This is a genomic window from Herminiimonas sp. KBW02 (assembly GCF_003852535.1).
Classification (GTDB): Bacteria; Pseudomonadota; Gammaproteobacteria; order Burkholderiales; family Burkholderiaceae_D; genus Oxalicibacterium.
Window position 1 is genome coordinate 918,651 of sequence record NZ_QAJP01000004.1, and the last position, 19,151, is coordinate 937,801.

Sequence of the window (19,151 nt, forward strand, 5' to 3'; positions counted from 1 at the left end):
TCTGAATAATTTTTTTGAAAGAATATGATGACTAGCCATTTATTTACTCCTGTTAAAGTCGGTGACCTGACTCTTGCTAATCGCGTCATCATGGCGCCATTGACCCGTTCGCGGGCTATCGGCGGCGGTCGCGTGCCAAATGAGCTGATGGTCGAATACTATGTGCAGCGTGCTTCGGCAGGCCTGATCCTGTCTGAGGCCACTGCAGTGACACCGCAAGGCGTCGGCTATGCAGATACGCCAGGGATCTGGTCGGAAGAGCAGGTTGCAGGCTGGAAGAAGGTGACCGATGCCGTGCATAAAGCGGGTGGCCTGATTTCGCTGCAACTGTGGCACGTCGGTCGTATCTCGCATCCGATGTTTCTGAATGGTGATTTACCGGTTGCACCTAGTGCAATCAAACCTGCAGGCCATGTCAGCATCGTGCGTCCGCAAGTCGAGTATCCGACGCCGCGTGCGCTGGAGCTGGATGAAATCCCGGGCATCGTGGCGGCTTATCGCAAAGGCGCAGAAAACGCCAAGCGCGCTGGTTTCGACGGTGTAGAAGTGCATGGCGCCAACGGCTATCTGCTGGATCAATTCCTGCAAAGCAGCACCAACCAGCGCACCGATATCTATGGTGGCTCGATAGAAAACCGTGCCCGCCTGCTGCTGGAAGTGACCGATGCATGTATCGAAGTGTGGGGCGCGGGACGCGTCGGTTTGCACATTGCACCACGTGGCGATTCGTACGACCTGAGCGATTCGGATCCGGCGGCTACCTTTGGCTATGTCGCCGCAGAAATGGGCAAACGCGGTATCGCTTTCATTTGCGCGCGTGAATCACTCGGTGAAAATCGCCTTGGCCCGCAGCTGAAAAAAGCATTCGGTGGCGTCTATATCGCGAATGAAAAAATGACCAGGGAAATCGCAGAGAACATCATTGCTACCGGTGAGGCGGATGCAGTCGCATTCGGTAAATTGTTTATCTCCAACCCTGATCTGCCACGTCGCCTGAAAGACAATGCGCCTTTGAATGCACCACGTCCGGAAACCTTCTACAGCGGCAATGCTGAAGGCTATACCGATTACCCGGCACTGGGTTAAGTAGTCACTGAATGCCGATGCTGAAAATGCGTCGGCTTTCTGCTGTTACGAGGGCGTGATGTTGCGGGTTCTTGCGCAGATAGTTGATGAAGAAACCGCAGATAGGGACGATGCGCTTGTCCAGCGCCTGTATATGTTTGACTGCCATGGTCGCCATACGCGAGCCGTAACCCTGGCCGCCGAGCGCGGGTGATACTTCCGTATGCATGATCATGCATACCTGATCCAGGACGTAATAGTCGATGAAGCCGATCAGACGGCCTTCATCTCTCCATTCATAGCGCTGCAAGACATTGTCTTCGTTCAGGGGAACCAGTTTCATGTCAGCAGAATAAAGCAAATTTCCTGTTGCTGCCTTGCTCATATGTATTCTGCAGTCGGCATCTAGTGACAAAATGAAGAGCGGCAAGTACCCTGTACTTGCCGTTTATTTTTTCCGGGAATGATGATGTCGAATACAAACAACGATTTGAGTGCACGTACGCGTCAACCTGATGAGGTCAGCCGTGTGCTGGTGCAGGCGCTGGAAACAGGTGATATAGAAACCTCGCTGGCGGTGTATGAAGCAAGTGCCGTGCTGTTTTCCAAATCAGGCCGCACCATGACGGGACTGGACGAGATACGTAAAAACAATGCAGCGCTGATCGCACTGAAGCCGAAGTTTGATATCGCCTTCATCAAGTTCACACTGAGCGGCGACGGCACATTGGCGACCAATCGCATGAAAGCGGATCTATCGTGGAAAGATGCGGAAGGGAAGCTGGTGCAGGCCAGCGTGGATACACTGGAAGTCTTGCGTAAGCAGGAAGACGGATCGTGGCGTTACATTATCGACGACCCGTATGGAAGCATGCGCGCCAACCTGAACGAACGCTGATAAGGTTCAGGTCAGGCCGGCAGGTATAACGATGATTACGATTTAGCCTTGCTGCGACGGCTCAGGAAGCGTTCCAGGTCGGAAGTGCGTTGCTCTGCGTGCAGACGGGTGCAGCTGTAGTACTCGATATCCTTCAGGATGCTGCCCTTGTTGTAGATGCTGATGGTCTTGCAATCCTGTTCGACGAACTGGCTCCAGTCCTTTTGCGCGATACGTAATTGTTTCTTGGTCGCGGTGTAAGGGATGCCTTCCTGATCCTGGTTAGGGATTTGTTTCAGCAAAGCCTTATAAACTGTATCCAGCTTCTCTTGCGCTTTTTGATCGGCTTCCTTGGCGCAGGCATTCATTTCTTGTGGCGTGCCTTTGGAGAGACAAGGATCAACTTGTTGGGCAAAAGCGGCTACCGGGAGCAAGGTCAAAAAAGCCAGTGTAATTTTATTCATCGTATCCCTGTTGAAAAGAAGTAAAGGCGCATATGTCGCGGACTGCTAGGTCTGTAGCCTACCGCGACAGCTTGCTTGATATTTTGATTAACGTCAATAAAACCGCAGCCAGGAATCAGGTTTTCAGGCGATAGCCAGTCTTGAAGATATACCAGACCGCAGCCATACAGGCGCTCAGGAATACCAGTGTCATCACGATGCTGACCGCGACACTGACATCCGAGACCCCGTAAAAACTCCAGCGGAAGCCGCTGATCAGGTACACCACCGGATTCACCAGTGCGATCTTTTGCCAGACGTCCGGCAGCATGCTGATTGAATAAAAGCTGCCGCCCAGGAAGGCCAGGGGTGTCACGATCAGCATCGGAATGATTTGCAGCTTCTCAAATCCGGTCGCCCAGATCCCGATGATGAAACCAAACATGCTGAAGGTGACCGAGGTCAGGATCAGGAAGGTAATCATCCACAGCGGATGCGCGATTTCAAAGCTGACGAACAGACGCGCCGTTACCAGGATCAGCACGCCGAGGATGATGGACTTGGTGGCGGCTGCGCCGACATAACCAATCACAATCTCGACGTAAGAGACCGGCGCAGACAATATCTCATAGATAGTGCCGGCATACTTGGGCATGAAGATGCCGAACGATGCATTGGAAATACTCTCCGTCATCAAGGCCATCATGATCAGGCCCGGTACGATGAAGGCGCCGTAGCTGACGCCATTGACTTCGACCATGCGCGAGCCGATAGCGGCGCCGAACACGACGAAGTAAAGAGAGGTGGAGATCACCGGCGACGCGATGCTCTGCATCAGGGTGCGCCAGGTGCGCGCCAGTTCAAATTTATAGATGGCGCGTATTGCGTAGATATTCATGCCGGCGCCTTTACCAAATTAACGAAGATTTCTTCCAGCGAGCTCTGGCTGGATTGCAGGTCCTTGAAGTCGATGCCGTGTTCACCCAGCTTCTTCAGCAATTCGGCGATGCCGGTCTGTTCGCTTTGTGCGTCGAAGGTATACACCAGTTCGTTGCCGTCGGCAGATAGTTCCAGCTGCCAGTTCGACAGTTCCGACGGGATGGTCTGTAACGGCTGTTGCAGGTGCAAACGCAATTGCTTCTTGCCCAGCTTGGCCATCAGCGCCGCTTTGTCTTCCACCAGGATCAGTTCGCCTTTGCGGATCACACCTATGCGGTCAGCCATTTCTTCGGCTTCTTCAATATAGTGGGTGGTGAGGATGATGGTGACGCCGCTTTCACGCAGACCGCGTACCATTTCCCACATATCGCGCCGCAGTTCGACGTCAACGCCGGCAGTCGGCTCATCCAGGAACAGGATTTGCGGCTCATGCGACAAAGCCTTGGCGATCATCACACGACGCTTCATGCCACCCGATAGCGCAAAGATCTTGGAGTCGCGTTTTTCCCATAAAGACAGTGAGCGCAGTACTTTTTCTACATACGCGTGATCCTTCGGTTTGCCGAAAATGCCGCGGCTGAAATTGACGGTCGCCCAGACGGTTTCAAATGCATCGGTCGATAGCTCCTGGGGTACCAGGCCTATCTTGGTACGCGCCGCGCGATAATCCTGCACGATGTCATGACCATCGGCCAGAACCTTGCCGGTGCTGGGATTGACGATGCCGCAGATGATGCTGATGAGGGTGGTTTTGCCGGCGCCGTTCGGGCCGAGCAGGGCGAAGATTTCGCCGCGCCGGATGTCGAGATCAATGCCCTTGAGTGCCTGGAAGCCGGACGCATACTGCTTGGTCAGGCCCTGGACGGAAATAATGGATTGCAAACTGCCTCCGTAATAGTGAACGGCGGCGCGGGCGGGATGCGCGGGCGCTGTCGCTAATGATATGGGGTGATGCTGTTGCTGCGGTTTGCTACAGGAACGGCACAGCAAACTGATTGGTGCGTCATTATCGCAGTGTCGCGATATCTTTGCTTTCGAGCAGCTTTTTATCGCTGCCACGCCTGGCGACGATGAGCATGGCCTTGCCCACCTGTTCGGTGGTGGTGATTTGTTGCGGGAAGATGGCGCGGAACACAGGGAAGAGCGGTGCCGCCAGCGTGTAAAAGAATTGATAGAGGCGGGTCTTGGAACGCACGCCGTGCAAGGGCTGGATGATGCCGGGGCGGAACATATACGCGCGTAGCGGCAGGCGCAGCAGTGCGTTTTCGGTTTTGCCTTTGACGCGCGCCCACATGACGGCTCCTTTTTCCGTGCTGTCGGTACCCGCGCCTGATACGTAGGTGAACACCATATTCGGGTTGAGCCGGGCCAAAGTGGCGGCGGCGGCCAGTGTCATGTCGTAGCTGATATGCGCGTAGTCGGCTTCGTTCATGCCGACAGAAGATACTCCAAGGCAATAAAAGCAGGCATCTACACCTGTTAATTCCGCCTCGATGTTGCTGTAATCGTACAGATCGGTATGGACGATCTCGCGCAGTTTCGGGTGCTGTTGGCCAGTCGGATTACGCCCGAGACAGAGTGCCTGCGTGACCTCGGGGTCCAGCAGGCATTCCCGCAACACACCTTGGCCCACCATGCCGGTGGCGCCAAAAACCAATACTTTCATGTGGTTCTCCCGAGTCGTTTCCGGATAGTATTATTATTAGCTCCATAAGGAGGATTAATCACTCAACGAATGTGCTGTTGCTAAAGATTCTTTACTGAAAGGCCGCTATTAAGTAAGGACGGTCTTTTAATACGCAAGGTGAACAGGGCCCGCGCGGCATGACATGTGTATGGTAATCATTAAACGAATCTTGCAAAGCCTGCGCTGGTCGCTGTTGCTGCTGCTTGCCTGCGCCTCGCTGGCACAAGCCGGCGTGATTAAGCTGGAGCCGGCGCGCGACAGCTATCTGGTGCACAAAGTCGTTGATGTGATGGAAGATCCGGGCGGGCAGCTTAACTTTGCGGATGTCAGCAAAGACGCCTCAAATATTGCCTTCAGGGAATATCATACCGGCGTGTTCAGCTTCGGTTTCACTGACTCGGCTTACTGGTTCCGCTTCGAAGTCGATAATCCGTCAACCGATGTACGCAATATGATGCTGGTCCTGCGCACTGCCTGGCTGGACGACATCAGCGTGTACACACCGGAAGGTGAGGGCAGTTACCGCGGCATACAGCTCGGGGATAGCTTGCCCTTTGTCCAGCGCCTGCATCCGAATCCGCAATTCCTGGTCGACTTGCAGGTACAACCCGGCAAGCAAACCTATTATCTGCGCATCAGAAGCACGCAAGCTTTGCTCTCGCCCATCGAGTTGTGGGACGCGCAGGCTTTTTATGACAACGACCGCCTGTTGCTGGGCTATTTCGGCATGTTCTACGGCGTGGTGCTGGTCATGCTGCTATACAACGCCTTCATCTGGGGCTCAACGCGGGATCGCAGTTATTTGTATTACTGCCTGTATCTGGCGGCGTTCTTCATCATGAACTTCTCTTACAACGGCTTTTCCTTCCAGTACTTATGGCCGGAATTGCCGCGCTGGGCGAACCTGACTTATACCAGCTGGGTTTTCCTGTATCAGCTGATGGCGATCATATTTGCGATGGTGTTCCTGGAGACGGCCAAGCGTTTGCCGCGCATGCACCGGGTGCTGTGTCTGTTCCTGTATGCGATGGTAGCGGCGTGGCTGTTTACCTTGATCTTTGCAGATCCGGTCTTGCATAACGCGACCGGCGTGTACTTTGTATTCCTGTATTCCCCTCTGACCGCGATAGCCGGATTCCTGGCCTGGCGTGCCGGTTTTCCGGCCGCGCGCTTCTTCGTGGTGGCATCGATGGGCAATCTGGTCGGCGCGTTTATTACCGCGATGACGGTCAGCGGCTTCATGCCGTATAGCTTCGTCACTTTCCATGCGGTCGAATTTGGCATCCTGCTGGACGTGATCCTGCTGTCGCTGGCCCTGGCAGATCGTATCAAGTTCCTGCGCCTGCAAAATGAAGCGACGGAAAAGCGGATCATCGAGCACCAGCTCGAGTCGCATGCCTTGCTGCATCAGGCCAAGGATGATCTGGAGCGCATCGTCTCGGAGCGCACCGCCGAGCTATGCAAGGCCAGGGATGAGGCCGAACGCCTGTCGCGCATAGATGCACTGACCGGGGCTTATAACCGCAGGTACTTCAATGAGGTGGCGACACTGGAGTTTGCCAAGGTACGGCGTCATCACCAGCCGCTGTCCATGATTTCGTTCGATATCGATCTGTTCAAGCTGATCAATGATAATTATGGTCATGCTGCGGGAGATGAAGTGATCAGGGCGGCCGCCAGTGTGAGCAGGAATGCGGTACGCGAGATCGATTTCGTGGCGCGCATAGGTGGTGAAGAGTTTGCGATTCTGTTGCCGGGCTCGACCGCCGAGCAGGCTGCGGCGACCGCTGAACGGCTGCGCGAACTGGTGATTGCCGAAGAAATTCATTACCAGGGTAAAAAGCTGGCCTTCACCGCGAGCTTTGGTGTGGCGCAACTCAAGGATAGTGATCCGAGTTTTGAAGCGTTGCTGCAACGCGCCGATGAAATGATGTACCGGGCTAAAAACATGGGCCGCAACAGGGTCGCAGCCTGAGCCAGCGTCAGCATTTGCAATACGATGAAGATTAAAAAACGCCCGGTGTTTGCCGGGCGTTTTTACTTGATCAGTTAATCCGGCAAGTGCCTGGATTAACGGTCGAAAACTTCCTGCAGGCCTTTTTGTGTGCTGATGCCGTGTTGCAGCGCCAGCATCAGCAGTATGCGTGCCTTCGCTGGTTTCAGGTCATCCGCCATCACAGCACCAGCCTCGAACGAGGTTTTGCCGCCGCCCTGAAAGCCGTAGCTAGGCAGTACGCGACCGTTGTGGACACGGGTGGATACCACGACGGCTACGTTTTTCGAGATTGCGTACTTCACTGCTTCCAGCATGGCGACGTTCATATTACCCATGCCCAGTGCCTGTACCACGATGCCACGTACGCCGCGATCAACCGCATTGCGCAAAGCTGCTCCATCGGCACCGCCGTACATCGCAATGATTTCAACTTCCGGCATCTGCTCGGTGCGGATAGGGATGTGCATGCGACGCAGCTGGGTGTAGGAGAAGGTCACGCGATCCGGATAGACTTCGCCCAGGAAGCCATAGTCGCCGGACTTGAAGGTCTCGACGTTGGCGGTATGTGTTTTGGTGACATAGCGCGCGGCATTGATCTGGTTATTCATCGCCAGCATTGCGCCTTTGTCCTTGGCTTGCGGATCAACCGCGATACGCACCGCATTGAGCAGGTTGCGCGGGCCGTCAAAGTCGGACACCGAGGCATTGCGCTGCGCGCCGATCAGAACAACAGGCTTGTTTGACTTGACCGTCAGGTCCAGCCAGTAAGCGGTTTCTTCCAGCGTGTCTGTGCCGTGCGACACGATCACGCCGGACACATCGCTGCGATCCAGTGCCGTCTGTACTGCTTTGGTCAGGCCTATCCAGCGCGGTGGGTCCATGTAGTCGGATGGCACATTCGACAGGTTGTTGACTTCGATAGTCGCGTATTTGGCGACATCCGGCACCGTCGCCAGCAAGTCATCACCGGAAATCGCCGGGACAGGCGCGTTCTTGACCGGGTCTATCTTCATCGCAATCGTGCCGCCGGTAGCAATGAATTGCACGACAGGTTTGTTTTGCGCGAACGCAGGCAGGGCCGCCAGGAACAGCAGGCTAATTGCAGTTTTTTTGAATGTATTCATCTGTCTCGCTCCATTATTTTTAGTGTTTGCTTCTACTACCTTACATGACGTTGCCATCATCTTTTGCTTATGAAAATTAAAGCTATTAATTAATACCATAATCTGACATATCAGGAGCTGTCATTCCAGCCCAAAATGCAGAAATATTTTGTTTGACGATGTCGTGCTTCCGGGTGTCAATCGCTGTTGTACTTGATCCAGAGGTCTTCGGCTGAGCGCATCACATAGCCATCGTTGCGTCGCATGATGATGATGTTTTCATTCTCACTGACGAAGCTGGTTTCCGGCAGGAGTGCCAGGCGTTCGGCCCAGGATTTGCCGACATGTTCGTAGGGACTATCCGCCATCAGGTCTGCCACCAAACTGAATAGGCCGAAGTAGCTGATAGGGTGCTTCACTTCCAGCGGCGGCCCGGCTTCCTTGTTGCGTTCCAGACCGACCAGTTTGATGGCGACCGGTACCAGCGTCAGTTTCGGACTGGGTATTTCGCGTATCCCGGCGGCCTGCAGGGTGTCGCCGCGCATTGCGACACCATGGGCCGGGATCAGGATGATGACGGTGGGGCGTTTGCTTTGCTCCACCTGGTCGATGAATTGATCGAAATCCTGCAGCAGTTTATCCAGCCGCGGCTTATAGCTTTGTACGCTATTAATGGCGCGTGCATGATCCAGGGTGGTGCCGTCATGCAGGGTGATGGTGTTGTAGTACAGTGCGATGGGCTTGCCGCCCGGATGGGAGTGATGCTTGCTCCACCATTTGGATAGCACCGAGAAATCGTCATAGACCGGGGTGCCGTCGAAGCCGTGCATGGTGACAGCACCCCATTTTCCTTCCTGTGCTTTAGTCCCGGCATAAGCGCTGATGGTGGTGCCGAACTCGTTATAGCGGCCATTGTGATTCATGACGACCGCGGTATCGTAGCCAGCCTGCTTCAGACCGGGGAAGAGTGCGCAGCCGGGCGCCGCGGTTGCGGCCAGCACGCTGTCGCTGCTCTGGCCGCAACTGCCTCGCATCAGGCGCCTGGCGGCTGGTGTGCTATGGCTGGTCGCCGAATTAAAGTTGAGCATGACTGCATCAAAGCGATTCAGGAATCTGGGATAAGGGGCATCGACGAAGGCCAGGTCGTCCCAGCTCAGTTCTCCCGGCTGCAGGATCACGATATCGAACGGATGTTTGGCCTGGGCGATGGACGGCAGGCTGAGCTTGCGGCCTTTTTCTTCGGCGTAGAAGGCATTCAACATGACGCCGGGGTCGCGTTCAGTACCGCCGTCAACCAGTTCGACATCCTTGCCGGGGAAACCCATCTGCGCCAATAACGGTATGCACAGGATGCCGACAAAAACGAAGCTGCTAAAGCGCAGGCGGTTGGCCAGCAAGGCATACAGCGCCACCATCACGGCAAATATAAAGACGTACCAGAGGTTGATGAAGCGGGCCAGCAGTTCCAGCAAATAGTCGAAACTATAGCCGCTCATACGCCCGGCCTCGGCCAGCAGGCGTGCTGGTGGGGGCAGGCTGGATTCGGAGTAAAGGAGAGCGACGGCGGCAATGACGGCGACGGTTTGCCGGGCGATGCGCCAGCGTGGGTGGCGGATACTGAATGTGACGAAAACCGCGAGCAAGAGATTCAGGAACCAGTTGAATTTAATCGCATGGTTGAAATACAAGGCGAACTTGGCAAAGAAGTACAAGCTCCAGTACTGCATCTCAGCGCTCCGACTCGGATAGTTTGAAGTGGGGTTTGCTACTTATAAAGAAACAAAATCCATGTACTGCCAATACCAGTCTGCTTACTGCCGAAGCCGCGGTCGAGTTCGGATATCGCTTAAAGCATATATCTTCTGTCAACTTTCGTTAGCATACCCTGAGTTGGGTCGCTGGTGGAATATTTGCAAATTGATATTTTCAGACGCCTCGTACGACCGCTATACCGGGACCTATGATGGCGACGGCATGCAGCACGGAGGTGGGGGAGTGTGGCTGGATCTGCAAACTATCCAGCCTGGGGCCGGGCGGTAGAATTCAGGCGGCGTAGCGTTGTTCGCTGGCCGGTTTCTGTGCTGCTGCAGGGCGGCGTGTCAAAGTATCGTCCGGCGACAGGCGCAGCTCTTGTTGTACGACCGTTTTGGGGGCGATGAAGAATGTCCGCAGCAGCCATTCCAGTGGCGAATGGCGGTTTTTTACGCCGAGGTGAGTTGCCAGCACATGCAGCGGATCAGGCACCTGCTGCAGCGTCAGGTTAACAGTTTGCTCCGGACGTACGAAAATGCGGCGTAACCACAAGCCCGCGTCATGCGGACGCTCGACACCCAGTTGCAGCGCCAGCCAGTGCGTCACGCGACGCGCGCGGCTGGCCAGCAGTGGATGCATCACCCGCAGGGTGCCATCTTCGTTGTTGACGGTGACGGACTGGACGGAGATCGTAGTGCGATGGGTTTTCATGGCATTCCTTCCGGGGCCGATGTATATGTGGCTGCTACTGGTCTGCTTCCACCTTAGCAAAGGGTACTGGCCGCCACGAGTAAACCATTGTTAAATCGCGTGTAGAGTTGTGCAAAGCTACACTTAACTTGTGAAAACCATAATGATATTGGCCTGTATGCGTCGCTTGCAGTACACACATGGCGACCTTCCGACCTTCTCCGGCGCTCTCTATCGTTTTTGATATATGTCAAAGCGACTACCTCTGACCCTGCTTACACTCTGAACTCATCTGGGCGCATCCATGTCGGACGCGGCCGGCACCAGGAGTCAGGCATGGAAGGAACGGTAGGATCGGCAGCACTGCTACCCGTAACGCAAACGGTTGAATTCGATACGGCGCTGATCAGGAAACTGAGCCAGCTCGGGCCGCGCTATACCTCGTACCCGACCGCAGACAGATTCAACGCCGAGTTCGGTTACCGCGATTACTTGCAGGCGGTGACCGGCGCTACCGCACGCGGCAATATGCATCCGCTGTCGCTCTACATCCATATTCCGTTCTGCGAGTCCATTTGCTACTACTGCGGCTGCAACAAGATCGTTACCAAGGACAGGAGCAAGGCGGCTAACTACCTGGTTTACCTGAAGCGCGAAATCGAAATGCAGGGCAAGCTGCTGGCCGGGGCCAACCGGATCGAGCAATTGCATTTCGGCGGCGGCACGCCGACTTACCTCAGCGATGCGCAGATGGGCGACCTGATGCAGCACTTGCGACGCTGGTTCAACTTCGCACCGGATGCGGAAGGTGAATATTCGATAGAGGTCGATCCGCGCACCGTCACGCCGGAACGGGTGCACAGCTTGCGCCGTCAGGGCTTCAATCGCATCAGCCTTGGTGTGCAGGACTTCGATGCGGACGTGCAGGAAGCCGTCAACCGCATCCAGCCGGAAAGCGAAACCGTCGCCATCATCGATGCTGCGCGCGCTGCCGGTTTCCGTTCAGTCAGCGTGGATCTGATCTACGGCCTGCCGAAGCAAAATCTGCACACGATGGAGCAGACCTTGCAGAAGGTGATTGCCGCCGATCCTGATCGCATCGCCATTTACAACTATGCGCACATGCCGCATCTGTTCAAGCCGCAACGGCGCATCGCGGAAGCCGACCTGCCATCTGCTGAAACCAAGCTGGATATGCTGGCGCTGTGTATCAGCCGTCTGAATGAAGCGGGTTACATCTATATAGGCATGGATCACTTTGCCAAGCCGACTGACGACCTTGCGGTTGCGCAGCGCCAGGGCAGGCTGCATCGCAACTTCCAGGGCTACTCGACGCATGTCGGTGCCGACCTGGTCTCGTGCGGCGTCTCCGCCATCAGCGCAATCGGTGCGACCTATAGCCAGAACGTTAAAACGCTGGATGAATACTACGAACACATAGAGCAAAACGAATTGCCGATAGCGCGTGGCATCAAGCTGAATATGGATGATCTGCTGAGGCGCATCATCATCCAGATGCTGATGTGTAACTTCGAACTGTCGATTGCATCGATAGAGCTGGCTTATCCGATTACCTTCAATAGCTACTTCGCTACCGAACTAGTGAAGCTGCGTGAGCTGGAGCAGAGCGGTTTGCTGACCATCGATGAAGAGTGGATCACAGTCACGCCGAAAGGGCGACTGCTGATACGCAACATCTGCATGGTGTTTGATCGTTACCTGGCGTCTGCGCAGAGCGCCAGGGCTGACGACAGCACGACGCAGCCTTTGCGTTATTCCAAAACGATTTAAAAATAGACAGATGAGCAGCGTCGCACTCATACCCATCTTCATGTTAGGCCTGCTCGGCAGCCTGCATTGCATAGGCATGTGCGGCGGTATCGTTAGTGCATTCTCTGCGGCATCGGGACCAAGGCGTCCATTTCCAGCGGTAGTTGTCACCATACCTACCGTTCGTCATCAGGCATTAACAGATGCCACACAGGTACTGGCGTATAACGCAGGTCGCATAGGTAGCTATGCAGTGGCAGGCGCTATCGTCGGTGGCCTCGCCGGTGGTGTGCACAGCCTGACCAATATTGCAGCCTTGCAGGTAGGCGGTTACTGGCTGGCGAACCTGATGCTGGTGGCGCTGGGTCTGTACCTGATGGATGTGTGGCGCGGCCTGGCGCGACTGGAAGCGTGGGGACAAGTGTTGTGGTCGCGTTTACGTCCGTTGATGCAGCCTTTGCTGCCTATGGATAAGGTGGGCAAAGCCTTCGCACTGGGCGGGATCTGGGGCTGGCTGCCGTGCGGCATGGTGTACAGCGTCTTGCTGACGGCGATGTTTTCCGGTTCTGCCTTATCCGGTGCCAGCGTGATGCTGGCTTTTGGCCTGGGTACTTTGCCGGCGCTGCTGGGGCTGGGCATGCTGGGGAGTCGTTTGCGTGAACTGGCGCAGCAGCGCAGTGTGCGCATCGCTTGCGGTTTAATCGTGCTGGCTTTCGGCGTGCTGGGTTTGCTGCGCGCAGGTGGTGTGGTCGCCAACGGCTGGCTGGATATCCTGTGCCTGACGCCACAGACCGGAGGCCATTGATGGATATGTCCTCACAAGTTAACGCTTGCTACCACTGCGGTTTACCGTTGCCGATGGCCGGAGCCTGGAGCGTACAGATAGATGGCGTGGCTCGCGCGTTGTGTTGCCCCGGCTGCGAAGCTGCGGCGCAAGCCATCGTCGGCATGGGACTGGAAGATTACTACCGTACCCGTTCTGCTTTTGCATCAACGGTGGACAGACAATCATTGCTGCCGCCGGAGTTGTTGCTCTACGATTTGCCGGATGCGCAGCAGCAATTCGATCTGGATGAAGAGAGTGCGGAAGCAACATTGACCGTTGAAGGCATACGCTGTGCCGCCTGCGTCTGGCTGATAGAACGGCGACTGGTGCGTGTGCCCGGTGTATTGGCTGTGAACCTGAACGTGGCGACTGAACGTTTGTATGTGCGCTGGAGCAAAGCCGCTTGCAAGCCCAGCGCCGTCTTGCAGGCAGTGCGTGATATCGGCTATGCCGCCTATCCCTACGATGCCGGACGGCACGAAGCACAATTGCGCCGCGCCGGTAAAACCCTGTTCCGTCAATTGTTTGTCGCTGGTCTCTCGATGATGCAAGTCATGATGTATGCGATCCCTGCATACATTGCTGACGACGGCACGCTGGATGCCGATATGGCGGGTTTAATGCGCTGGGCCAGCCTGTTGCTGACGATACCCGCGGTTTGCTATTCGGCCTTGCCATTCTTCCGTGGTGCGTATGCTTACCTGCGTCAGCGTACGCTGGGCATGGATGTGCCGGTCGCGCTCGGTATAGCCGCAGCTTTCGGCGCCAGCGTGCTGGCAGTATGGCGTGGCAGCGGTGAAGTGTATTTCGATTCGGTGACCATGTTCATCTTCCTGCTGCTATGCAGCCGCTATCTGGAGCTGGTGGCACGCCGCAAGGCCGCAGGTGCGCTGGAAAAACTGCAGCATGCCTTGCCAGCCTCGGCGGCGCGCATGCCCGCATATCCGGCCCGGCGTGAAGTGGAGGTGGTCGCGGCAGCACAGTTGCGGGCAGGAGATTACATCCTGGTTAAACCGGGTGAAGCGATACCGGCCGATGGCGAAATCGTGTTTGGCAGCAGTTCCCTGGACATGTCTTTGCTGACAGGTGAAAGCGCTGCGATGCGCAAAGACAAAGGCGAGCAAGTGCCGGGTGGCGCGATCAATATTGCACAGGCGATTGTGCTGCGTGTCAGCAAGGTAGCGGCAGACAGCACACTCGCTTCATTACTCAAGCTGATAGAGCGCGCCGGGAATGGCAAGCCGCGTATCGCGCTGTGGGCCGATAGCGTAGCGAGCTGGTTCGTAGCGGCCTTGTTGCTGTTCGCCATCGCCGTATTCGCATTCTGGCAATGGCATGATCCGGTACGTGCGTGGCCGATAGCGATTGCGGTACTGGTCGTATCCTGTCCATGTGCCTTGTCACTGGCGACGCCGACTGCACTGGCGGCAGCGACTGACAGGCTGGTGCGGCAAGGTGTGCTCATCGTGCAGCCACATGTACTCGAAGTCCTGCATCGCACCACGCATATCGTGTTCGATAAAACCGGCACGCTCACAGTCGGCAAACCGGCTTTGCAGAAACTGATTACCTTCGATGAAATGGAAAGTGCCGCCTGCCTGCAATTTGCTGCTGCGCTGGAAGCGAACAGTGCGCATCCGCTGGCACAGGCCATCGTAGCCGCAGCGGATATCACCTTGCTGGCGGAAGTGGTGGCGGATGAAGTCGTCAGCAGTCCGGGGCAGGGACTGGAAGGTCTGGTTGACGGCATCCCGTATCGACTCGGTAATGCGGCTTACGTCGCCGAGCTGACCGGCACACCTATACAAGACAAGGTGCCAGCAGGAATGACAGCTGTGTATCTCGGTTGCAGTGGCACCTGGCTGGCGCGCTTCGATCTGGCGGATGCGATACGCAGCGATGCGCAGCAAGTGGTGCAGCATTTCCAGAAGCTGGGCAAGCAAGTTGTCCTGCTCAGTGGGGATAAACAGGATGTTGCGCAATACGTGGCCGAACGGCTGGGCATACGCGAAGTACATGGCAGCTGCCTGCCGGAGCAAAAACTGGCCTATGTCCAGCAGCTGCAGCACCAGGGCGCGATGGTGGCCATGGTCGGTGACGGTATTAATGACGCGGCGGTATTGAAGGCTGCAGATGTCTCATTCGCGATGGGTAGTGGTGCCGAGCTGGCGCAGACGCATGCAGATACCGTCTTGCTGTCCCCACGCCTGTCAGCTATAGCCGATACTGCGGAGCTGGCAGCACGCACCATGCGCGTGATCCGGCAAAACCTGGGCTGGGCCACGGCCTACAACCTGATAGCGATTCCGGCAGCAGCCATAGGCTGGATCAACCCGTGGATGTCGGGCATAGGCATGTCGCTCAGTTCGGCGCTGGTGGTGCTGAACGCCTTGCGCCTGCGTCGTGTCTCGCGACTCAGATTCGCACCTGAACCGGCACGCCTTGCGCGTCCGTTACGGATGTAGGAGGGTAGATGGAAGCACTGTATCTCTTGATCCCGCTGAGTACCGGTCTGGTCTTCTTTGCGATCTGGCTCTTCTTCAAGGCGTCCGACGGCGGGCAGTTCGAAGACTTGCAAGGACCGGCCGAACGCATCCTGCAGGATGATGACAGCACAGCCGGCTGATTCCATACTCGCGCTTTTCTTTGATTAAACGACACTTGTCATCAGCCTTGCTGATACCAGCCTGTGTCTGATAAAAGCCGCGCCCCGTCTGTTGTTTCACTTCCGTTTGATGCAAATCAAAACGTCAGACTCTACTCGCACTTACTCTCTGATCATCATAGTGAGTTACTAGGGGAGTGGTCAGTGGATACAGCACTTAATTACAACTACAAGGTCGTCAGGCAGTTCACGATCGCGACAGTTGTGTGGGGCGTGATCGGCATGCTGGTCGGCGTCTTTATCGCAGCACAACTGGCATGGCCGGCGCTGAATTTCGATATTGCGTGGTTGAGTTACGGACGCTTGCGTCCTTTGCATACGAACGGCGTGATCTTCGCCTTCGGTATCTGCGGCCTGTTCGCCACGTCATATTATGTGGTGCAGCGTACCTGCCAGGTGCGACTGTTTTCGGACAAGCTGGCCGCTTTTACCTTCTGGGGCTGGCAACTGGTGCTGGTACTCGCCGTGATTACGCTGCCTATGGGCTGGACCCGCGGCAAGGAATATGCTGAACTGGAATGGCCTATCGCCATCCTGATTACTATCGTCTGGGTTGCGTATGCAGTGGTTTTCTTCGGCACACTGATCAAGCGCAAAGTACAGCATATCTATGTCGCCAACTGGTTCTTCGGCGCCTACATCATTGCGGTGGCCTTGCTGCACATCGTCAACGGCGCGGTGAGTCCTGCCTCATTGGGTAAATCCTACTCGGCCTATGCCGGCGTGCAGGATGCGATGATTCAGTGGTGGTACGGCCATAACGCAGTGGGCTTCATCCTGACTGCCGGATATCTCGGCATGGTGTACTACTTCATTCCGAAGCAGGCAGAGCGTCCGGTGTATTCGTATCGCTTGTCTATCGTCCACTTCTGGGCGCTGATCTTCACATACATGTGGGCGGGTCCGCATCACTTGCACTACACCGCATTGCCGGACTGGACCCAGTCCATCGGCATGGTGTTCTCGCTGATCCTATTGGCGCCGTCATGGGGCGGCATGATAAACGGCATGATGACCTTGTCCGGTGCGTGGCATAAATTGCGCTCGGATCCTATCCTCAAATTCCTCATCGTCTCCTTGTCTTTCTACGGTATCGCTACGTTTGAAGGTCCGATGATGTCGATCAAAACCGTGAATGCCTTGTCGCATTACACCGACTGGACCATAGGTCACGTGCACGCTGGTGCGCTCGGCTGGGTCGGCTTCATCACTATGGGTTCGATCTACTACCTGATCCCGCGTTTGTCCGGCAAGAAGCAAATGTGGAGCACCAACCTGATCGAGCTGCACTTCTGGGTCGCGACTATCGGCATCGTGCTGTACATCGCATCGATGTGGATCGCCGGTGTGATGCAGGGCCTGATGTGGCGTGCGGTGAATCCGGACGGCACCCTGACCTACACCTTTGTGGAAAGCGTGAAAGCGACGTATCCGTACTACGTGATCCGCTTTGTCGGTGGTGCGCTGTACCTGAGTGGCATGTTGCTGATGGCTTACAACACCTTCATGACCATGCGTGACGGCGAAGCGGTGGCTGCGCGCATACCTGCCGTCACGGCTCACGCCTGAACATCGCATATCGAATAGTTGCAAGGAGCAAGTATGAAATTTTCCCATGAGTGGATAGAAAAGAATCCCTGGCTGTTGATCGCACTGGTAACGCTGGTGGTCAGCGTTGGTGGTGCGGTAGAGATCGTGCCTCTGTTCTTCCAGAAATCAACGACCGAACCGGTGGCCGGACTGAAACCGTACTCGCCGCTGCGCCTGGCCGGACGTGATGTTTACACCCGCGAAGGTTGCTACAACTGTCACTCGCAAATGATCCGTCCGTTCCGCGCCGAGACCGAGCGCTACGGCCATTACTCGGTGGCAGGTGAGTTCGTCTACGACCATCCGTTCCAGTGGGGCTCGAAACGTACCGGCCCGGATCTGGCACGCGTAGGCGGACGTTACAACGATGAATGGCACCGTGCGCATCTGGATAGACCACGTGATCTGGTACCGGAATCGAATATGCCGGGCTATCCGTGGCTGGCGAAAACCAAGCTGGTGCCGAATGAAATCATGCCGCGCATGCGCGCCTTGCAACGTCTCGGTGTGCCGTACACGGATGAAGAAATCAAAGCCGCACCAGCCGAGCTGGAAGGCAAGACGGAGCAGGATGCGCTGGTCGCATATCTGCAGGGATTGGGCACTTTGATCAAAACGAGACGTTAATCATGACACTAGCCAATATCAGCATAGATGCCAGCAGCATCGTCACCGTAGTGAGTTTTCTGACCTTCCTCGGCATCCTGGCCTGGACCTTCATCCTGCATCGTGACGCCGACTTCGCCGTGGCGGCACGCGCACCGTTTGCCGATGAAGAAGACATGGAACAGCAGGAGAATAAGCATGGCTGATTTCACCAACGGGTTCTGGGATCTGTACATCACCGTCCTCACGCTGCTCGGTATCTTTGGCTGCGGCATCCTGCTGTGGTCGCAATCGAAAGTGAAGGTCAAGGTCGATAAGGAAACCGGACGTGTGTCGGAAACCACCGGCCATGTCTGGGATGAAAACCTGACCGAACTGAATACACCGATGCCGCGCTGGTGGATGTGGTTGTTCTACCTGACCATCATCTTCGGCCTGGCCTATCTGGTGCTGTACCCAGGGCTGGGCAGTTATGCCGGCAAGCTGGGCTGGAAGTCGGCAGGTGCATACGAAACCGAACTGAAGAAAGCCGATACCGAATACGGCCCCTTGTTTGCCAAGTATCAGCAGCAGGATCTGAAGGAAGTGGCGGCTGACCCGCAGGCGCAAGCCATCGGTGAACGTTTGTTCCTCAACTACTGTGCGCAATGCCACGGCTCGGATGCCCGCGGCAATAAGGGCTTCCCGAACCTGACCGATAAGGACTGGCTGTATGGCGGCGACCCGGAAACCATCAAGACCACCATCCTGCACGGACGACATGGCGTGATGCCGCCTATGGCGGCTGCGCTGGGTGCCGACAAGGATGTGGAAAACGTTGCGCACTATGTACTCAGCCTGTCCGGCAGCACAGCGGATCCGATCAAGGTGGTATTCGGCAAGCCGAAATTCATGGCGGCTTGCGCTGCCTGCCACGGTGCGGACGGCAAGGGTAACCAGGCACTGGGTGCGCCCAACCTGAGCGACAAGATATGGCTGCATGGCGGTGGTGTGAATTCCATCATGGAAACCATACGCAAAGGGCGCGACAACAATATGCCGCCGTTTGAAGACTTCCTCGGTGACGCCAAAATACAAGTGCTGGCGGCCTATGTCTGGAGCCTGTCGAACGCCGAAAAGAAAGACGCAGCTAGCAAGTAATG

19 protein-coding genes are annotated in these 19,151 nt (G+C 56.0%); 11 read left to right on the forward strand and 8 right to left on the reverse strand.

Features of this window, described 5'->3' with window-relative positions:
- The first annotated feature begins 27 nt into the window (after positions 1–27).
- Positions 28–1,086, forward strand: coding sequence for an alkene reductase (locus DBR37_RS08590; RefSeq protein WP_124574211.1), 1,059 nt, complete (start codon positions 28–30; stop codon positions 1,084–1,086).
- A 4-nt stretch (positions 1,087–1,090) separates the two neighbouring features.
- Here DBR37_RS08590 and DBR37_RS08595 read toward each other — a convergent pair whose 3' ends face one another.
- Positions 1,091–1,450: a GNAT family N-acetyltransferase gene (locus DBR37_RS08595; RefSeq protein ID WP_233588316.1), complete on the reverse strand. Its 360-nt coding sequence runs from the start codon at positions 1,448–1,450 to the stop codon at positions 1,091–1,093.
- Between the two features lie 84 nt (positions 1,451–1,534).
- Between DBR37_RS08595 and DBR37_RS08600 the strand changes: the two genes are divergently transcribed.
- Positions 1,535–1,963 carry a DUF4440 domain-containing protein gene (locus DBR37_RS08600; RefSeq protein ID WP_124574012.1) on the forward strand — a complete coding sequence of 143 codons (429 nt, stop codon included), beginning with the start codon at positions 1,535–1,537 and terminating at the stop codon, positions 1,961–1,963.
- Between the two features lie 35 nt (positions 1,964–1,998).
- Here the strand turns inward: DBR37_RS08600 and DBR37_RS08605 are convergent, their stop codons facing one another.
- The 4 genes from DBR37_RS08605 to DBR37_RS08620 all read right to left on the reverse strand — a co-directional run bounded on the left by DBR37_RS08605 (position 1,999) and on the right by DBR37_RS08620 (position 4,990).
- On the reverse strand, positions 1,999–2,406 hold the full coding sequence (locus DBR37_RS08605; protein ID WP_124574013.1) for a lysozyme inhibitor LprI family protein: 408 nt from the start codon (positions 2,404–2,406) through the stop codon (positions 1,999–2,001).
- A 115-nt stretch (positions 2,407–2,521) separates the two neighbouring features.
- Complete coding sequence (locus tag DBR37_RS08610) at positions 2,522–3,283, reverse strand: ABC transporter permease (RefSeq protein WP_124574014.1); 762 nt, start codon at positions 3,281–3,283, stop codon at positions 2,522–2,524.
- Complete coding sequence (locus DBR37_RS08615) at positions 3,280–4,206, reverse strand: ABC transporter ATP-binding protein (RefSeq protein WP_124574015.1); 927 nt, start codon at positions 4,204–4,206, stop codon at positions 3,280–3,282. Before DBR37_RS08615 ends, DBR37_RS08610 begins: the two co-directional genes overlap by 4 nt.
- A gap of 124 nt (positions 4,207–4,330) precedes the next feature.
- The gene (locus DBR37_RS08620) at positions 4,331–4,990 is read right to left on the reverse strand and encodes an NmrA family NAD(P)-binding protein (RefSeq protein WP_124574016.1); all 660 of its coding nucleotides are present in this window, start codon (positions 4,988–4,990) and stop codon (positions 4,331–4,333) included.
- A 169-nt stretch (positions 4,991–5,159) separates the two neighbouring features.
- Here DBR37_RS08620 and DBR37_RS08625 point away from each other — a divergent pair, with 169 nt between their 5' ends.
- Positions 5,160–6,986, forward strand: coding sequence for a diguanylate cyclase (locus DBR37_RS08625; protein WP_124574017.1), 1,827 nt, complete (start codon positions 5,160–5,162; stop codon positions 6,984–6,986).
- 95 nt (positions 6,987–7,081) lie between these two features.
- Here DBR37_RS08625 and DBR37_RS08630 read toward each other — a convergent pair whose 3' ends face one another.
- The 3 genes from DBR37_RS08630 to DBR37_RS08640 all read right to left on the reverse strand — a co-directional run bounded on the left by DBR37_RS08630 (position 7,082) and on the right by DBR37_RS08640 (position 10,573).
- Complete coding sequence (locus tag DBR37_RS08630; RefSeq protein ID WP_124574018.1) at positions 7,082–8,131, reverse strand: asparaginase; 1,050 nt, start codon at positions 8,129–8,131, stop codon at positions 7,082–7,084.
- 176 nt (positions 8,132–8,307) lie between these two features.
- Complete coding sequence (gene bcsG, locus DBR37_RS08635; RefSeq protein ID WP_124574019.1) at positions 8,308–9,837, reverse strand: cellulose biosynthesis protein BcsG; 1,530 nt, start codon at positions 9,835–9,837, stop codon at positions 8,308–8,310.
- A 316-nt stretch (positions 9,838–10,153) separates the two neighbouring features.
- Positions 10,154–10,573, reverse strand: a complete 420-nt coding sequence (locus tag DBR37_RS08640) for a hypothetical protein (protein WP_124574020.1) — start codon at positions 10,571–10,573, stop codon at positions 10,154–10,156.
- A gap of 315 nt (positions 10,574–10,888) precedes the next feature.
- On the opposite strand from DBR37_RS08640, the gene hemN reads away from it, so the two are divergent.
- The 8 genes from hemN to ccoP all read left to right on the forward strand — a co-directional run bounded on the left by hemN (position 10,889) and on the right by ccoP (position 19,149).
- On the forward strand, positions 10,889–12,343 hold the full coding sequence (gene hemN, locus DBR37_RS08645; protein WP_124574021.1) for an oxygen-independent coproporphyrinogen III oxidase: 1,455 nt from the start codon (positions 10,889–10,891) through the stop codon (positions 12,341–12,343).
- A gap of 10 nt (positions 12,344–12,353) precedes the next feature.
- Complete coding sequence (locus DBR37_RS08650) at positions 12,354–13,127, forward strand: sulfite exporter TauE/SafE family protein (RefSeq protein ID WP_124574022.1); 774 nt, start codon at positions 12,354–12,356, stop codon at positions 13,125–13,127.
- Positions 13,127–15,613 carry a heavy metal translocating P-type ATPase gene (locus DBR37_RS08655; protein ID WP_124574023.1) on the forward strand — a complete coding sequence of 829 codons (2,487 nt, stop codon included), beginning with the start codon at positions 13,127–13,129 and terminating at the stop codon, positions 15,611–15,613. The genes DBR37_RS08650 and DBR37_RS08655 overlap by 1 nt, the downstream gene beginning before the upstream one ends.
- Positions 15,614–15,621: 8 nt before the next feature.
- Entirely contained in the window at positions 15,622–15,774 is a 153-nt protein-coding gene (gene ccoS / locus DBR37_RS08660; protein ID WP_124574024.1) for a cbb3-type cytochrome oxidase assembly protein CcoS, read from the forward strand.
- A gap of 183 nt (positions 15,775–15,957) precedes the next feature.
- Positions 15,958–17,382, forward strand: a complete 1,425-nt coding sequence (gene ccoN, locus DBR37_RS08665; RefSeq protein ID WP_124574025.1) for a cytochrome-c oxidase, cbb3-type subunit I — start codon at positions 15,958–15,960, stop codon at positions 17,380–17,382.
- 33 nt (positions 17,383–17,415) lie between these two features.
- Positions 17,416–18,030 (forward strand): cytochrome-c oxidase, cbb3-type subunit II, encoded by a 615-nt coding sequence (ccoO, locus tag DBR37_RS08670; RefSeq protein ID WP_124574026.1) that lies wholly within the window; start codon positions 17,416–17,418, stop codon positions 18,028–18,030.
- A 2-nt stretch (positions 18,031–18,032) separates the two neighbouring features.
- Complete coding sequence (locus DBR37_RS08675) at positions 18,033–18,215, forward strand: cbb3-type cytochrome c oxidase subunit 3 (RefSeq protein WP_124574027.1); 183 nt, start codon at positions 18,033–18,035, stop codon at positions 18,213–18,215.
- Positions 18,208–19,149: a cytochrome-c oxidase, cbb3-type subunit III gene (gene ccoP / locus DBR37_RS08680; RefSeq protein ID WP_124574028.1), complete on the forward strand. Its 942-nt coding sequence runs from the start codon at positions 18,208–18,210 to the stop codon at positions 19,147–19,149. The genes DBR37_RS08675 and ccoP overlap by 8 nt, the downstream gene beginning before the upstream one ends.
- Positions 19,150–19,151: the final 2 nt, after the last annotated feature.

Bases quoted from the DNA above. Each gene is read 5' to 3' on its own strand.
- DBR37_RS08590 (WP_124574211.1), top strand. From the start codon at position 28: ATGACTAGCCATTTATTTACTCCTGTTAAAGTCGGTGACCTGACTCTT.
- DBR37_RS08595 (WP_233588316.1), bottom strand. From the start codon at position 1,450: ATGAGCAAGGCAGCAACAGGAAATTTGCTTTATTCTGCTGACATGAAA.
- DBR37_RS08600 (WP_124574012.1), top strand. From the start codon at position 1,535: ATGTCGAATACAAACAACGATTTGAGTGCACGTACGCGTCAACCTGAT.
- DBR37_RS08605 (WP_124574013.1), bottom strand. From the start codon at position 2,406: ATGAATAAAATTACACTGGCTTTTTTGACCTTGCTCCCGGTAGCCGCT.
- DBR37_RS08610 (WP_124574014.1), bottom strand. From the start codon at position 3,283: ATGAATATCTACGCAATACGCGCCATCTATAAATTTGAACTGGCGCGC.
- DBR37_RS08620 (WP_124574016.1), bottom strand. From the start codon at position 4,990: ATGAAAGTATTGGTTTTTGGCGCCACCGGCATGGTGGGCCAAGGTGTG.
- DBR37_RS08625 (WP_124574017.1), top strand. From the start codon at position 5,160: ATGGTAATCATTAAACGAATCTTGCAAAGCCTGCGCTGGTCGCTGTTG.
- DBR37_RS08630 (WP_124574018.1), bottom strand. From the start codon at position 8,131: ATGAATACATTCAAAAAAACTGCAATTAGCCTGCTGTTCCTGGCGGCC.
- bcsG (WP_124574019.1), bottom strand. From the start codon at position 9,837: ATGCAGTACTGGAGCTTGTACTTCTTTGCCAAGTTCGCCTTGTATTTC.
- DBR37_RS08640 (WP_124574020.1), bottom strand. From the start codon at position 10,573: ATGAAAACCCATCGCACTACGATCTCCGTCCAGTCCGTCACCGTCAAC.
- hemN (WP_124574021.1), top strand. From the start codon at position 10,889: ATGGAAGGAACGGTAGGATCGGCAGCACTGCTACCCGTAACGCAAACG.
- DBR37_RS08650 (WP_124574022.1), top strand. From the start codon at position 12,354: ATGAGCAGCGTCGCACTCATACCCATCTTCATGTTAGGCCTGCTCGGC.
- DBR37_RS08655 (WP_124574023.1), top strand. From the start codon at position 13,127: ATGGATATGTCCTCACAAGTTAACGCTTGCTACCACTGCGGTTTACCG.
- ccoS (WP_124574024.1), top strand. From the start codon at position 15,622: ATGGAAGCACTGTATCTCTTGATCCCGCTGAGTACCGGTCTGGTCTTC.
- ccoO (WP_124574026.1), top strand. From the start codon at position 17,416: ATGAAATTTTCCCATGAGTGGATAGAAAAGAATCCCTGGCTGTTGATC.
- DBR37_RS08675 (WP_124574027.1), top strand. From the start codon at position 18,033: ATGACACTAGCCAATATCAGCATAGATGCCAGCAGCATCGTCACCGTA.
- ccoP (WP_124574028.1), top strand. From the start codon at position 18,208: ATGGCTGATTTCACCAACGGGTTCTGGGATCTGTACATCACCGTCCTC.